This is a genomic window from Anaerococcus martiniensis, from assembly GCF_043187485.1.
GTDB classification, from domain to species: domain Bacteria; phylum Bacillota; class Clostridia; order Tissierellales; family Peptoniphilaceae; genus Anaerococcus; species Anaerococcus martiniensis.
In genome coordinates this window covers 1,341,016-1,355,782 of record NZ_CP171106.1, presented here as the reverse complement: position 1 = coordinate 1,355,782, position 14,767 = coordinate 1,341,016, and the positions used below count along the sequence as shown (strand labels likewise).

The 14,767-nt window shown below is 31.2% G+C and carries 12 protein-coding genes; 2 read left to right on the top strand and 10 right to left on the bottom strand.

The window, feature by feature from the left end:
* Positions 1–149 precede the first annotated feature (149 nt).
* From ACF3NF_RS06595 to ACF3NF_RS06575, 5 genes are read right to left on the bottom strand one after another with little or no spacing between them, the layout of a single operon-like run.
* Positions 150–4,274, bottom strand: a complete 4,125-nt coding sequence (locus ACF3NF_RS06595) for a PolC-type DNA polymerase III (protein WP_394022704.1) — start codon at positions 4,272–4,274, stop codon at positions 150–152.
* On the bottom strand, positions 4,264–5,325 hold the full coding sequence (gene ispG, locus ACF3NF_RS06590) for a flavodoxin-dependent (E)-4-hydroxy-3-methylbut-2-enyl-diphosphate synthase (RefSeq protein WP_394022703.1): 1,062 nt from the start codon (positions 5,323–5,325) through the stop codon (positions 4,264–4,266). Before ispG ends, ACF3NF_RS06595 begins: the two co-directional genes overlap by 11 nt.
* A 9-nt stretch (positions 5,326–5,334) precedes the next feature.
* The gene (locus tag ACF3NF_RS06585) at positions 5,335–6,354 is read right to left on the bottom strand and encodes a M50 family metallopeptidase (RefSeq protein WP_394022702.1); all 1,020 of its coding nucleotides are present in this window, start codon (positions 6,352–6,354) and stop codon (positions 5,335–5,337) included.
* Positions 6,355–6,363: 9 nt separating this feature from the next.
* Complete coding sequence (locus ACF3NF_RS06580) at positions 6,364–7,140, bottom strand: phosphatidate cytidylyltransferase (RefSeq protein WP_394022701.1); 777 nt, start codon at positions 7,138–7,140, stop codon at positions 6,364–6,366.
* Positions 7,127–7,834, bottom strand: a complete 708-nt coding sequence (locus ACF3NF_RS06575; RefSeq protein WP_394022700.1) for an isoprenyl transferase — start codon at positions 7,832–7,834, stop codon at positions 7,127–7,129. Before ACF3NF_RS06575 ends, ACF3NF_RS06580 begins: the two co-directional genes overlap by 14 nt.
* A 215-nt stretch (positions 7,835–8,049) precedes the next feature.
* Between ACF3NF_RS06575 and ACF3NF_RS06570 the strand changes: the two genes are divergently transcribed.
* Positions 8,050–8,796: an ECF transporter S component gene (locus ACF3NF_RS06570; protein ID WP_394022699.1), complete on the top strand. Its 747-nt coding sequence runs from the start codon at positions 8,050–8,052 to the stop codon at positions 8,794–8,796.
* Positions 8,797–9,564 (top strand): type III pantothenate kinase, encoded by a 768-nt coding sequence (locus tag ACF3NF_RS06565; RefSeq protein WP_394022698.1) that lies wholly within the window; start codon positions 8,797–8,799, stop codon positions 9,562–9,564. It begins immediately after the preceding gene.
* Positions 9,565–9,602: 38 nt separating this feature from the next.
* Here ACF3NF_RS06565 and ACF3NF_RS06560 read toward each other — a convergent pair whose 3' ends face one another.
* From ACF3NF_RS06560 to ACF3NF_RS06540, 5 genes are all read right to left on the bottom strand, one after another.
* Positions 9,603–11,300, bottom strand: a complete 1,698-nt coding sequence (locus tag ACF3NF_RS06560; protein ID WP_394022697.1) for an alpha-keto acid decarboxylase family protein — start codon at positions 11,298–11,300, stop codon at positions 9,603–9,605.
* Positions 11,301–11,473: 173 nt separating this feature from the next.
* On the bottom strand, positions 11,474–12,010 hold the full coding sequence (locus ACF3NF_RS06555) for a phosphoribosyltransferase family protein (RefSeq protein ID WP_394022696.1): 537 nt from the start codon (positions 12,008–12,010) through the stop codon (positions 11,474–11,476).
* 16 nt (positions 12,011–12,026) lie between these two features.
* Positions 12,027–12,179, bottom strand: coding sequence for a hypothetical protein (locus ACF3NF_RS06550; RefSeq protein WP_394022695.1), 153 nt, complete (start codon positions 12,177–12,179; stop codon positions 12,027–12,029).
* 438 nt (positions 12,180–12,617) lie between these two features.
* Positions 12,618–13,283, bottom strand: a complete 666-nt coding sequence (locus ACF3NF_RS06545; RefSeq protein WP_394022694.1) for an ABC transporter ATP-binding protein — start codon at positions 13,281–13,283, stop codon at positions 12,618–12,620.
* Positions 13,280–14,503: a peptide ABC transporter permease gene (locus tag ACF3NF_RS06540; RefSeq protein WP_394022693.1), complete on the bottom strand. Its 1,224-nt coding sequence runs from the start codon at positions 14,501–14,503 to the stop codon at positions 13,280–13,282. The genes ACF3NF_RS06545 and ACF3NF_RS06540 overlap by 4 nt, the downstream gene beginning before the upstream one ends.
* Between the last annotated feature and the right edge of the window lie 264 nt (positions 14,504–14,767).

Here is a 14,767-nt window from a genome sequence, read left to right as displayed (position 1 = left end):
CCAAATTCAATAGCACTAGTGTGTTATGTTTAGTATAACACCTTACTTATAGTGAGTCAATCATTTTTACTTTTATCAAAATATATATTAGAAATTCTAAATAAAAAATTAAAACAAAAAACTGCTATTATAAAAATAGCAGTTTAAAACTAAAACATCCCATCAAATAAGCTCATCTGATTTTCTTCTTGGATGCCATCTATGATGCCAAAAGTTTTTAAACTTTCTAGGGCATTTTTATTTACACTTGTTCGCTTATTGAAATCTTCGATAGAAATAAATTCTCCCTTTTTACGTTCATTGACTATATCCTTAGCCATAGCCTCTGAAACTGAATCAACTGATGAGAGTGGTGGGAGGATGTAACCATCTTTTTCACTTAAAATAAATTTGGTTGCATCAGACTTATAAAGGTCTGCTTTTTCGATTTTTATATCTCTGGCATACATTTCTTCTGCAACTTCTAATACTTTTCTTACATCCTTATCCCTTGCAGTAAGATCGAATCTTTCACCATATGATTTGATTGCAACTTGGATAGATTCTAGGCCATTTATGATAATTGAATATACAAAATCATTTAGTTTGGTATTAAAATATGTGGCATAAAATGCGGCTGGGTGATAGACTTTAAAATATGCAATCCTATAAGACATCAAGCAATATGCAACTGCATGGGCCTTTGGGAATAGGTATTGGATTTTTAAGCAGGATTCTATATACCATTCAGGTACACCCTTATCTCTCATATAGTCTACTTGTTCTTCTGACAAAGCCCTACCCTTCCTAACAATTTCCATAATTTGGAAGGATTTTTTCTTTTCCAGTCCTTGTTGGATAAGGGAGTTCATGATGTCATCACGGGTTGAAATAATTTGATCAAATCCTGCTGTGCCATCTCTTACTAGATCTTGAGCGTTATTTAGCCAAACATCTGTCCCGTGGGAAAGACCAGAAACTCTTGTCATTTCAGAAAATTTGCTAAGTTTTATATCCTTAAGCATGCCTCTTACAAAAGATGTTCCAAATTCTGGTATACCAAGTGTACCAATCTCATTATTTGAAAAATCGTGCTTGATGTCCAAAGTTTCTGTAGAAGAAAATATCTTCATAACATTTTGGTCATCCATTTTTATTTTTAGGGGATCTACACCAGTCATATCATAGAGGGCACGGATAATTGAAGGCACATCATGGCCCAGCAAATCTAGTTTTAGCAGAGTTTCGTGCATCATATTGTAGGTAAAGTGGGTAGTTTTTATATCACCTGCTGGATCATCTGCAGGATATTGGATAGGTGTTATATCAAAAATATCTATATCATTTGGAACAACAATCAGTCCACCTGGGTGCTGGCCAGTTGTTCTTTTTACATCCTTAAGCCCACGTTGAATTTTTCTAATTTGTGCATTGGTAAATTCCTGGCCATATTCTTCGGTGTATTTTTTGATATAACCAAAGGCTGTGTTGTCTTGGATAGCTCCAATAGTTCCAGCACGGAAAACTTTGCCCTCACCAAATAATTCCTCTGTAAATCTATGGATGGTCGGTTGGTATTCACCAGCAAAGTTTAAATCTATATCTGGTTCCTTATCCCCTTCAAAACCTAAAAACACCTCAAATGGTATATTGTGGCCATCTTTTGCCATCAATGTCCCGCATTCAGGGCAGTCCTTATCTGGATAGTCTATACCAGATCCAAGTCTATCTTCTTCGAAAAACTCACTGTGTTTGCAGTTTGGGCAAACATAGTGGGGAGAAAGTGGATTTACCTCTGTAATATCAGCCATAGTTGCTGCAAAAGAAGAACCCACCGATCCCCTAGATCCTACTAGGTAACCATCCTCGTTTGATTTTCCTACTAGGTCTTTTGCAATAATATAAAGAACTGCATATCCATTGGAAATAATGGAATTTAGTTCCTTATTTAACCTATCTTCAACAATTTTTGGCAGTGGATTGCCATATATTGAATAAGCTTTTTCAAAGCAAGTATTTCTTAGTTTTTCATCTGACCCATCAATTACCGGTGGGAATGTGCCTGGAGGAATAGGTCTAATGTCCTCAATCTCATCGGCAATTTTTTTTGGATTTTGTATTACAATCTCTCTTTGAGTATCCTTATCCAAATATGAAAAACCTTCTAGCATTTCATTTGTAGTTCTTAAATAATATAACGGTTCATTTTCGTGGTATCTAAAATATTGGCCCTTATGGAGAATATTTCTTAAAATATAATCATCTGGCTTAAAATATCTCACTCCCCCAGTAGCCGCCACTAATATATTATTTGCCTTTGCTAGTTCAATTATTTTTTTGTTTATGTCTATAACTTGCTCTAGATTTCTAACCCTTCCTTTAGAAACTTCATCTGCAAATATTCCTAGAGGTTCCACTTGGAAAAAGTCAAATAAATCTACTAATTCATCTATTTTTTCTTGAGGATAATCATTAACTAGGTAGTTAAAAAGAAGTCCCTCATGACCACCAGAACCTATAATTAGCCCTTCCCTATATTCTTTTAGAAGTGAAATGGGAGTTTTTGCTTCATTGTGGAAGTTTTCCATCCTTGATTTGGAAATTAATTTATATAAATTTTTTAAACCAATTTCATTTTTTGCATAAACAAGGGCAGAAAAGTTTTCAAACTTGGCCTTTGGATAATGAGTTTCAAGCTTATTTATAGTTGATAAATCAAGATCTTGTTCCATTATCATCTTATACATCTTGATAAAAATTTGAGCTGTTGCCCTAGCATCATCACTTGCTCTGTGATGGTTAAAGGCTGGTATATTTAATTTTTTGGCAATTTTATCTAGGGAAAATCTGCCCATATCATCAAAAAGTGCACGGGCCATAGGCAAGGTATCCATATAGATTGGATCAAAATCTAAGTTTAAATTTCTCGCATTTTCTCTTACAAAACCAATATCAAAGTCTGAATTTTGGCCTACTAAGATAGCATCACCAGCAAAATCCAAAAACTTAGGCAAAATTTCATCAATCTTTGGCTTATCCATTACCATTTCATTTGTAATACCAGTTAGTTCAATAACTTTTTCAGGTATTAATTGCTCGGGATTTACTAGCTCATTAAATTCTTCTGTGATTTCTCCATTTTTAACTCTAACAGCACCAATTTCTGTAATCTTATCAGCAAATCGTGAAAGACCTGTGGTTTCTAAGTCAAATACTACAAATTCCTGATCTTTTATATCCTTTGTAGTAGGGACAGGATTAGATGAAAGGTTGGTTAAAATTCTTAGTTCATCTTCTACAAGCAAAAGTTCAGCACCCGGTAACATTTTTTTTCCAGTCTTGCTAATTGCTGAGTATAAGTCTGGCAGACCTTGCAAGGTTTGTGTGTCTGTAATACCAATTGCATCCCACTCCCATTCACCTAATACTTTTAAAATGTCAGAATTGTCCACAAAACCATCTAGGTTTGTCATCTTTGTGTGGACTTCTAGTTCAATTCTTTTTTCATAGGCTGTATCAATTTTCTTGCTAGTAACTGCTTCTTTTAAGATATTTGCTGTAAAAATTTCTTCGTGGGCATAATCATCATAGTTTAGCACACCCTCTACTTGGACACACACACCATTTCTTAAAAGTCTTAGTTTTTCTTTATTCTTCTCAGAAGAAAATATCTTACAAGAAATGGCATCAGTGCTATCTTCAAGGTCAAAGGTGAATATAAAATAGTGATTTTTTGTTTCAAAAACATCTAAATTATAAACCGTTCCTATTAATGAAACTCGCAGTCCTTTTTTATCGTAAATTTCAGATATATTTATCACATCATTTTTAATCTTGCCACCATAATCAAGTCCGTCAACAGGCTCAATTTCCTTGACTTCTTCTTTGTTATTGTGATTTATTGCGTGGCTTATACGAGCTTGGAGGTCCTTTTCCTTTTGGTCTAGCAAATCAGAAATTGGATCCTCATCACAATTATCAGATGTTTTTTCAACCATTTCTTTGGTTTGTGGCCCTAGATCCTTGTCCTCTATAATTTCTACTTCGTTTATACTAGTATCTTCATCATTTCCACAAATATCCTTATCAATATCTGGGGAAATATTTATAAATTCTATCGTAAGAGTCACAAATGACAAAAAATCATCAAGCTCTGCCCTCACCTTATCATCAAAGTGGTCTAAATCAGACTCTATTGTTAATTTTAATTCATTGATATTTTTATAGTAAATGGCATTTATAATAGTGTATTCATTTTCTTTGATGTCAACAAATTTGCTTAAATCAATCTTCATTCTTATAGCTTTCTTTTAATACATCTAAAAGTGTATCTACTATTTCATCTTCCTTTACTTTCTTAATTGTCTTTCCATCTTTAAATAAAAATCCCATGCCATTTGCAGCAGAAATTCCATAGTCAGCTTCTTTACTTTCCCCAGGTCCATTTACTGGACAACCCATAATTGCAACTTTGGCATCTATATTTAAGCCAGCTGCTTTTTCTTCGACTTCTGCTACTATTTCTTCAAGGTTAACTGTAGTTCTTGAGCAAGTTGGGCAAGAAACTATATCCAGACCGTCACGGCGTAAATTTAAAGCTTTTAGAATTGCTTTTCCAGCTTTGATTTCTTCAACCGGATCACCCGTTATTGAAACTCTGATTGTATCACCAATACCATCCTTTAATAGAGAACCTATACCTATTGATGACTTCACAAGGGCTTGGTAAAGTGGCCCTGCTTCTGTAACTCCTAAATGTAGAGGATAATCTACTAGTGAAGATAGTTTTCTATAAGCATCTATCATAGTATTTACATCAGAAGATTTTACAGATATTTTCATATCATAAAAGTTCATATCTTCAAGAATTTTTATCTCTTCCATAGCACTTGCTACAAGACTATCAGCATTTACTCCGCCAAATTTATCTACTATTTCACGGGAAATAGATCCAGAATTTACACCGATTCTTATTGGTATGTTTTTTTCCTTACATGCTTCTACAATTTCACGCACCTTATCTTCACTACCAATATTTCCTGGATTGTACCTTAGGCAATCACAACCATTTTCAACTGCAGCTAAGGCTAATTTGTAATCAAATTGAATGTCTGCAACAAATGGTAAATTAGTTCTTTTTTTGATTTCACTAATTGCTTTTGCATCATCCATATCATTTATGGCTGATCTTGAAATATCGCATCCTGCCTCTTCTAAAGCATTAATTTGTGAAACAACTGCATCAATGTCACTTGTTTTTGCAGTAGTCATTGATTGAATAGAAATAGGAGAGTTACCTCCAATTGCAACATCTCCTACATAAATTTTTCTAGTTTCTTTTCTCATTACATCTCCTTAAAAAAGTGTAAATATATCTTTAATTGTGATTATTAATATTAAACTAATTAATATTATAAAACCAACAATAGTAACTCTTTCTTCAATTTTTTTGTTAACCCTTTTTTTAGTAATCATCTCATAAAGATTAGTTACAAGCTTTGATCCATCAAGGGCTGGAAATGGTATCAAGTTAAAAACAGCAAGGTTTACGCTAATGTAGGATAGGAAATATAAAACATTCATAACCCCACTTTGAGCTTGGTTGCCAATTTCTTTTACAACACCAACTGGTCCTGAAAGTGCACCAAAAGATAATTTTCCAGTAAAAAGCATGCCAAAAATATTAAAAATCATTTTGACATTGCGCCAGGTTTCTTTAAATCCTAGGCCAATAGCCTCTGGAAAATTAACATTTCTCATTTTTGAAGTGATTCCTAAAAGTGGAATATCATTTTCAAAAGTTGGTGTAATATTATAATTTTTAGCTTCCCCAGTATTAGCAGATTTTACTATAACTTCAACTGCTTTGTCTTTTGCGTTGCTAGCATAATAATCTCTAAGCACATTTGAAATATCAGTAAATTCCTTAATTTCCTTATTATTTATAGAGACTATCTGATCATCAACACTGATCCCAGCTTCTTTTGCTGGGGAATTTTCAGCAAATCCTCCTACAAAATTTGTACTTGTTCCAGTATTAAAGGCTACAATAGTAAAAACTATAATTGCTAAAAGTAAATTCATGACTGGTCCTGCAAGAATTGTCAAAAATCTTTTGAATGCAGGCGCATTGTCATAGCTTCTAGGATCAGTAGAAGATTCTTCCTCACCTTCCATGGCACAGTATCCACCAATTGGTAAGGCGCGCAAAGAGTATTTTGTTTCTCCCTTTTGCTTACTAAAAATTTCTGGTCCCATGCCAACAGCAAATTCATTTACTTTTATATCTGATAATTTTGCCACAATAAAATGTCCAAACTCATGGATGGTTACCAAGGCTAAAAACATTATTAGGGCAATAATAATTGTTCCCATTTTTTCTCCTTACAAAACAGAAAATAAATAAAATAATGGAGCGATAAATATCATTGAATCAAAACGATCCATGATTCCCCCATGACCTGGAATAAGATTACCAAAGTCTTTTATTCCTGTTTTTCTTTTTATATAGGATGCTACCAAATCACCAATTTGTGATAGTATAGCACCTAGTGCTGAAAATATAATTACTAAACTAATATCTATATGAAGTCCTGAGTAGTGATTATAAATTAAGTTTAAAATCACAGACCCAATTACTCCTCCAATAGAACCCTCAAGGGTTTTTTTAGGACTAATATGTCTTACTGATTCTATCTTCCTTTTTCCAATTGTTGATCCTGTTAGATATGCAAAGGTATCTGAGCCCCAAGCAGTAAGATAAAGCATCCATAAAAATCTCACATCATGGGTTTTTACAATAGAACCCATTAGTCCAGCTACATAAATCAAAATAAAAATATGAACTAGAATGTCATATAGATTTCTTCTTTCATCAAATATTAATATTCCAAAAATTATTGCGAATGAAAGGGTGATGCTTACTGCAAAAAGTTCTCTTTCTTTGGCAAAACTTGCTGCCATAACCAACAAATCAGAAAAATATAGCAAGGGCTTATTAAATCTAAATCCTATCTTAGAAAAGGCATCTGTTAGCTCTTTGATTGCAATTAGCGAAAAAATAGCAAATCCAATTGCTAGGCTAGTTTTACCAAAAAAAGTTACCGCAAATAAAACTAAAAGGATAATAGCCCCACCCAAAGTTCTTTTAATTAGATTCATCGAGTGCTCCAAATCTTCTATTTCTATTTGCAAAAGCCTCAAGAGCCTTATCAAGCTCGTCTTCATCAAAATCTGGCCATAAAACATCAGTAAAATATAATTCAGAATAGGCGATTTGATATATCAAAAAATTTGATATGCGCAACTCTCCCCCTGGTCTGATTAGTAAGTCTGGATCAGGAATACTTGCTGTATAAAGATTTTCAGAAATTAAATCTTCTGTAATTTCATCTGGCCTATATCCTTTTTCAACAATATCTTTTACAGCATGAACAATTTCATCCCTACCCCCATAATTTAGGGCAATATTTATATACAAAGACTTATTATTTTTTGTTTTTTCTAATGCCTTATTAACTGCATCACGTGTTGGTTCTGGAAGGGCAGACAAATCTCCCAAGAAATTAATTTTGCAATCCTCTTCCATAAGTTGATCTATCTTTTTTTCTACAAATTTAATTAAAAGTTTCATTAAATAATCCACTTCACTAGCTGGTCTTTTCCAGTTTTCAGTAGAAAAAGCATATAAAGTAAGGTATTTCACTCCACGTTTTTTTGCATGTATTGCAATATCCACGACATTTTCTGCTCCATTTTTATGACCAAAAGTTCTTGGTTTATTTTGTTTTTTGGCCCAGCGTCCGTTGCCATCAAGGATAATTGCAAGGTGATTTGGTATATTTAAAGTTTCCATAATTTCCTCTTTTAAAAGTCTAGCAATATTATACCATTTTTTAAGGCAAATTTCGGATTACACCTTGCAAATATTTACCAAGATTTTTGCTTATGTTATAATCAAATGGGTTTAAAATTTTAGGCAGGATACATCTGATTCTAGCCATGAGAAAATTAAAACCAGGAGTAACAAAAAAGAACGGTATCATAATCGAACCGTATCAGGAGGCAAAAATGAATAAAAAAACTCTAACCAGCAGAAAATTAACCACTGCTGCTGTTCTTGGTGCCATTACAATTGTTTTGGGCATTACACCACTTGGACTAATTCCCCTTGGAATCATAAATGCAACTACAATGCATATTCCAGTAATTATTGCAGCAATTGTAGAAGGACCCGTTGTTGGGGGACTTGTTGGACTTATTTTTGGAGTATTTTCCCTAATAAATGCTATTTTAAGGCCAACACCCATTTCTTTTGTATTTTACAATCCACTCATTTCAGTCATTCCACGTATTTTGATAGGTATTACTTCTTACTATGCCTACCAGTCTGTGAAAAGATTTGATGATAAAAACTTAAAAATCGCATCCAAAATTCTTTGGTCCTTGCTTTTAATATTTTTATCCTATATCCTTTACAAAAACATTAAAGCTGGTGCTTCAAAATTAAATATTATATTAATTATAATTTTAATTCTTCTTTGCTTAGGACTTTTTTATTATTCTCTCAAAACATCAACAAAAGATTTTCCAATAGCAGTAGGAGCTTTTGTAGGGTCAATGACAAATACAATTTTAGTTTTAGGCGGAATATATTTAATATATGCTCAAAAATATGTAGAAGCTTTAAATATCCCATTAGAAAATGCAAGGTCAGCTATACTTGGAGTTTCTATTAGCTCGGGACTACCTGAGGCCTTTTTATCAATAATTATTGTTACAGGTGTTGTAAAATCAGTATTAAAGGTGAAGAGATAAATGTTACTTACAATTGATATAGACAATAAATTTACCAATTTTGGAGTCTTTGATAATGAAAATATAATAGCAAACTTTAAGATTACTACTGATAAAAATAAATCTAGTGATGAGGTAAAATTACTTCTTAAATTAATGTTAAATGATAATAATATTTATTTTATAGATATAAACAATATTATAATTTCATCAGTTGTGCCAGAGTTGTTGGATATTTATCAAAAAGTCGCTATGGTTATTATAGGCAAAAATCCTATGCTTATATCATCTGGAGTAAAAACAGGTCTTAATATAAAATGTGAAAATCCAAAAGATGTGGGATCTGATAGAATTATTAGGGCTGTTGGTGCAAATGATTTTAATAATGATTTGATAATCATCTCTGCTGCAAGCATTACCACAATTGATTTTATTAATAATAAAAAACAATTTCTGGGCGGTGTCATTTTACCAGGCATTGATTTATATGCAAAATCATTAAATGAACAAGGTGCAAAACTTCCCCAAGTAGAAATTTTGAAAGCTAATAATGTTTTAGGAAACACTACAAAAAAATCAATTCAAAATGGAATTTATCATGCATATAATTTTGCTATAAATGGAATTATAGAAAAGATATTAATAGAAAATAAATTGGAAGCGGATAAGGTAAAAATAATTTTAACTGGTTCTTTTGCTGATATTCTAAATATAGAAAAGTACAATTTTGAAATATTAGAAAATCTAGGCCTTTACGGATTACAAAAAATTTTTGAGTTTAATAAATAAAAAAACTGCAGGTTAATTACTGCAGTTTTTTTGTTTTCTTAAGCTTTAAAGTCTGGTTCTGGGTTTTCTGGACCTCTTTTTCCAAAGTTAAAGTCTTCTTTATTTTTCCCATAGCCTACCATTACTTCTGGTGAGTCCTCTTGGTGCATGTAAACTGTAATTATGATTCCTTCATCTACATCATCTAGAGTTTTTAAAATTTCTTCAAGTTCTCCTTGAGTTTTTGCCTCAGCAGTTTTCATATTAGATTGACCTTTACTGAAAGCTTGTGGTAGCAATGAGTAATCCCATTTTGGTATATCGTTATAATCTCTTTTCATTCCCATTATATAACGTTCGATTGTATAACCGTCGTTATCAATTAGGAAAATAATAGGATTTTGTTTATTATAAATCATTCTTGATAGAGCTTGAGCACTTACTTGGAATGAGCCATCACCCATTAAAAGAATATGGCGTTTTTCTGGACTTGCAAGCATACCACCCATTTGCATTGGTAGCATTGCTCCAATAGAGCCCCAAATTTGACTCCTTACAAGCTTTACTCCGTCTGGAATTTTTATTTCTGTAAGTCCATGACTTGCTGTACCAGTTTCTCCATAAACTACATCATTTTCCTTAAAGTATCTTGCAATTTGTGCATAGAAATCTTCTTGCATGATTAGTTTATCAGCTTCAAAATTGTATTCTTTTTCTTTTGTAGTGTTTACACTTTCGATTTTTTCTCTTTGTGTGATGTTTTCTAGACCAAGATCTACTAAGTCATTTACATAAACCGCTTCAAAAATTTCTTCGCCTACTTTTGTATAATCTGCATTGATAATAATTGCATCTTCTGGTAATTTTGATGTAAATTCACCGTTATTTGCTTGCATAAATACTGGCTCAATTGAGATTAGGAAGTCAGAACTTTCTACTTTTTCTTGAACTCCCTCATCTGATTCATCTCCTTGATAAATTCCTAAATATAATGGATGAGACTCATTATAATATGCTTTTGCTGTTGCTAAAGCTGCAAATGGTACTTGGGCTCTTTCGATTAATTCAAGAACTTTATCAGCAACATCATATCTATCAACTGCTTCATCAATTAAAACAACTGGATTTTTAGCATTTTCAAATCTTTGACCAATTTTTTTAGCAACTGCTTCTAATCTTTCTTCATCTGATTTAGCTTTATGTGTCTCAATAGGTTTTAAATCATCTTCGATTTCGATATCTAAATAAGCAATATTTGATGGTAGCTCAATATTTACTGATTTGCTGTATCTTACTGCTCTTTCAATAAGTCTATCTATTTCGTATCTGGCATTTTCATGAGTAATTAAAACAGAATCATCCACAAACTCATTCACAGCACGACGTACATTTTCATAATCTCCATCTGCTAAAGTGTGGTGGGTCATTTTTCTTTCTCTCATAGCAAATAGTGGTGGTGTACCAGAAATGATAATTATTGGTCTGTGTTCTGCAACAGATCCTGCAATACCACCTAGGGCATTTAAGTCTCCTACACTATAAGTCGTCATTAGTGCTGAAATGCCATTTTCATTTGCATATCCGTCAGCCGCAAATGCAGCATTAAGTTCATTAGACATACCTACAAACTCTATGTCTTTATCTTCTGAAATTTGTTCTAGGAACTCTAGGTTAAAGTCTCCTGGTTCTCCGATAATGTGTTTTATATTTAATTCCTTAAGTCTTTTAAGAATATAGTCACCAATTGTAATTTTCATTATTATTCCTTTCTTATTATCCTTTTTATGTTGTTATTATAATATATACCCAAAACTAAAAAGTTTACCAAAAAAAATCAAGATTTTAAAACATTATAAAATTCACTACTAAATTGGTATTATTTATGATTATTAAAAAACTTCCAAATAAATTTGGAAGTTTTAATTAATATTTATACCTCAAATAAGGGAAGCTTCTCTAAAAATATTATATCTTCTCTATCAGCTGCATCTCCTTCTGCAAGGATAGCAAGCTTTTGTACAACTTTTCCACCTGCTTTTTCTACTAAAGCTTCAAGGGCTGCTATAGATTGGCCGGTTGATATTACATCATCTACTAGAGCTACTCTTTTTCCTTTTATCTTTTCTGCATCTTTAAAGTCTAGGAATAATTTTTGAGTATTTGCTGTTGTTATAGAGTTTACTTCAACACTTACTGGATTATGCATACAAGATTTTTCTGATTTTCTAGCTACTATAAAAAACTTTTCTTCTAGATTTCTTGCTATTTCATGAGCTAGTTCTATACCCTTAGCTTCTGCAGTAAGGATAATATCAGCATCTATTTTTTTACTTAATTCATAGCCTGCTTTTTCTGCAAGTTCCGCATCTCCTAATAATACAAATGATGCAATTTTTAAATCATCAGATATTTTAATAATAGGTAAATCTCTTTCAAGCCCACATATCTTTAATTTATAATAGTCCATAACATCTCCTCAAAAATTATATGTGGTCATACATGACCCTTACTATCTCATCAAAGCTAGTAGTTCCATTAAGAACCTTGCTTATACCACTACTGACCATAGTTTTAAAGTTATTTTTAGGTGCGTATTGGCTTAAGCTTACTAGATCTATATCACCAATCCTTACCATATCACGAAATTCATCTTTATTGAATGGTACGTTGTAAAACTATTTATATATAATAATATTACTCAAATATTTTAGAATATAAATATATCTAGTATTTTGATTATATTTCTGATAATTTGTAAATTCTTTTAATATTTTAGAATAATGTTCTTTAGGGGTATATGTAGTAAGACTTTTATTACTCTATTTAATATATTTCCAATAGTCCTGTAATTATTTAAAATAGTAACAAATACATTTTTAACTTATTTGCTACACAATTATTATATCCTATATAGACTATTTAGGTAGTCCTAACCAAATAGCAAAAATAACTAAGATTAATCCTATAAAAATTATAGGTATACTCAAATTTTTATTATCTTTTTTTCTTATAAATCCTAAAGCAATAAAAAATATACCCACAATAAAGGATAATATCATTATAAAAAATCCCATTTATACATTCCTTTCAAGTTTAATTATTCTATCGTGTTGACTAGCTATATTCATATCATGTGTTACAGTTACTATCGTAACATCTTGCTCTTTATTCATTTTAAACAAAAGATTCATAATCTGTTGCTTATTATACTCATCTAAAGAAGCAGTCGGTTCATCACATAAAATAAGGGATGGATTCATTATTATAGCTCTAGCAAATATAGCACGTGATTTTTCTCCACCAGAACATTCGAGAGGCTTCTTTTTTAATATACTTTCAATTCCAATCTTATTTAAAATCTCATTGAATCTTTCCTCCTTGAAAATATATTCTGAGTCAGCATACTGTAAAGGCAGCTTTATATTCTCCTCAATGGTTATAGAGTTAATCAGCGCTGATTCCTGAAGTACAAAACCAATCTTTTGATTTCTCCACTTAGCTAACTGTGTAGATTCCATATTACTAATTAAAGAATCAAAAAGCATATATTCTCCATCATAATCAGTATCAAGTAGTCCAAGAATGTTTAATAAAGTTGTTTTTCCCACACCAGATCTTCCTACAATAGATACTTTTTCACCTTTATTAACATTGAGTCTAAAGTTATTTAAAACAGATGTTAATTGTTTTTTATTTCTGTAAGCTTTCTCATTTATTTTTAAATCAATAACTTTTTTCATTGTAACACTCCTAGTGAAATAGGTACTTTCTTAATTTTATGTAATAATATTTCAACAATAAGTACTCCTATTATTAAGTCAAATATGATTACTCCAATTAATGCCAACCAGTCCATATTTGTTAATCCTAGTATACCAAAGCTAACCGATAAAATCTCTTTCCTTAACCAATATCCACGATTTGAAAAAGCAATTATTGCATATAAAATAAGTAGATTTATAACAAATAAAATTCCATAATATCCGTATAATATCTTACGGAGTTTCTTATAGCTTAATCCAGCAAATAGATTAATAGTAAAATCTTTAATCATCATGTTTATACCTGATAATGAGCACCAAATAGTAATCAAAATTAAAACTAATGATATAATTATACTAACTATAAGTATAGATCTTAAAGAGTCTATATAGTATTCTTTAAAATATCCAAAATTTTCTTCTTGAGTAAAGAAGTTGTATTTTAAACCTGTATTTTCATATATAGTTTCCTTTAAACTTTCAATTTTATTCTCAGACGTATCTAGAATTATCATATCTGAAAGTCCTTGATCTTGAAGCCCAATGTTAGATTGATCAATGAATTCTTTATTAGCTGGTATAATAATAGAAAAATTATAATATTCTTTTGAGTTTAATGCATATATATTAGAACGATGGTAATCCTGTTCTAGTATACCTTTAACTCTTAAAGTAATATCTTTTGAAAGTGCTGGATCTACTATTTGTATAGTAGAATCTAAAGGATAGTCTTTACTTAATCCGCTACCTATAATAACAGGAATTTCTGAATCTTCTTTTAAGTCATAATCAAATTCTAAACCTGTACCCTGTGATAATCTAAATTTATTTAATCTATAGTAAGTTTCATTTATATACGCACAAGAAGCTTCCATATTATAAGAGTTTGGAGGGGTAACAATAAAACCATTTGCAAACATCCCATAAGAAAAATTTTCATCTAAATAATCATATATTCTTCGAAAGTCAGACTCACTGAATGCCCCCATATCAAAATTTGACTCTGGATCTAAGTTAGATATAAAACTATTTTCTTGATTTAGATGGCTTACTTCCTTATATCCTTCTAATGTTGATAATGCAGAACGCATAGCTGTAAAAACTAAGTAATTACTTAAGAAAATCATCAAGAAGACACCTATAGCAACTAATATTTTCTTTAAAAATATTTCTTTTATAAAGAATTTAAAAACTTTCAAAATTTCCTACTTTCCGTGAACTAAATAATATATATATAAGTAAAGGACAACTCAAATAAATATTATTAATAATATTCAATCCTAATGCAAAAACTATAATATATGATAGTATAAAAGCAATAAACCATACTAGTAAGCAATCTAAAGCATATTTACTAGCAATAGATTCCAAATTACCCCCTACAATATATCTACAATAAATCTCATTCTTTTTTGAATTTAACGTTTTATAATGAAAAATTATAAGAATAAATGATATTGCAA

Excerpts from the sequence above, each read along its gene's own strand:
- ACF3NF_RS06595 (WP_394022704.1), bottom strand. The coding sequence starts at position 4,274 with ATGAAGATTGATTTAAGCAAATTTGTTGACATCAAAGAAAATGAATAC.
- ispG (WP_394022703.1), bottom strand. The coding sequence starts at position 5,325 with ATGAGAAAAGAAACTAGAAAAATTTATGTAGGAGATGTTGCAATTGGA.
- ACF3NF_RS06585 (WP_394022702.1), bottom strand. The coding sequence starts at position 6,354 with ATGGGAACAATTATTATTGCCCTAATAATGTTTTTAGCCTTGGTAACC.
- ACF3NF_RS06580 (WP_394022701.1), bottom strand. The coding sequence starts at position 7,140 with ATGAATCTAATTAAAAGAACTTTGGGTGGGGCTATTATCCTTTTAGTT.
- ACF3NF_RS06575 (WP_394022700.1), bottom strand. The coding sequence starts at position 7,834 with ATGGAAACTTTAAATATACCAAATCACCTTGCAATTATCCTTGATGGC.
- ACF3NF_RS06570 (WP_394022699.1), top strand. The coding sequence starts at position 8,050 with ATGAATAAAAAAACTCTAACCAGCAGAAAATTAACCACTGCTGCTGTT.
- ACF3NF_RS06565 (WP_394022698.1), top strand. The coding sequence starts at position 8,797 with ATGTTACTTACAATTGATATAGACAATAAATTTACCAATTTTGGAGTC.
- ACF3NF_RS06560 (WP_394022697.1), bottom strand. The coding sequence starts at position 11,300 with ATGAAAATTACAATTGGTGACTATATTCTTAAAAGACTTAAGGAATTA.
- ACF3NF_RS06555 (WP_394022696.1), bottom strand. The coding sequence starts at position 12,010 with ATGGACTATTATAAATTAAAGATATGTGGGCTTGAAAGAGATTTACCT.
- ACF3NF_RS06550 (WP_394022695.1), bottom strand. The coding sequence starts at position 12,179 with ATGGTAAGGATTGGTGATATAGATCTAGTAAGCTTAAGCCAATACGCA.
- ACF3NF_RS06545 (WP_394022694.1), bottom strand. The coding sequence starts at position 13,283 with ATGAAAAAAGTTATTGATTTAAAAATAAATGAGAAAGCTTACAGAAAT.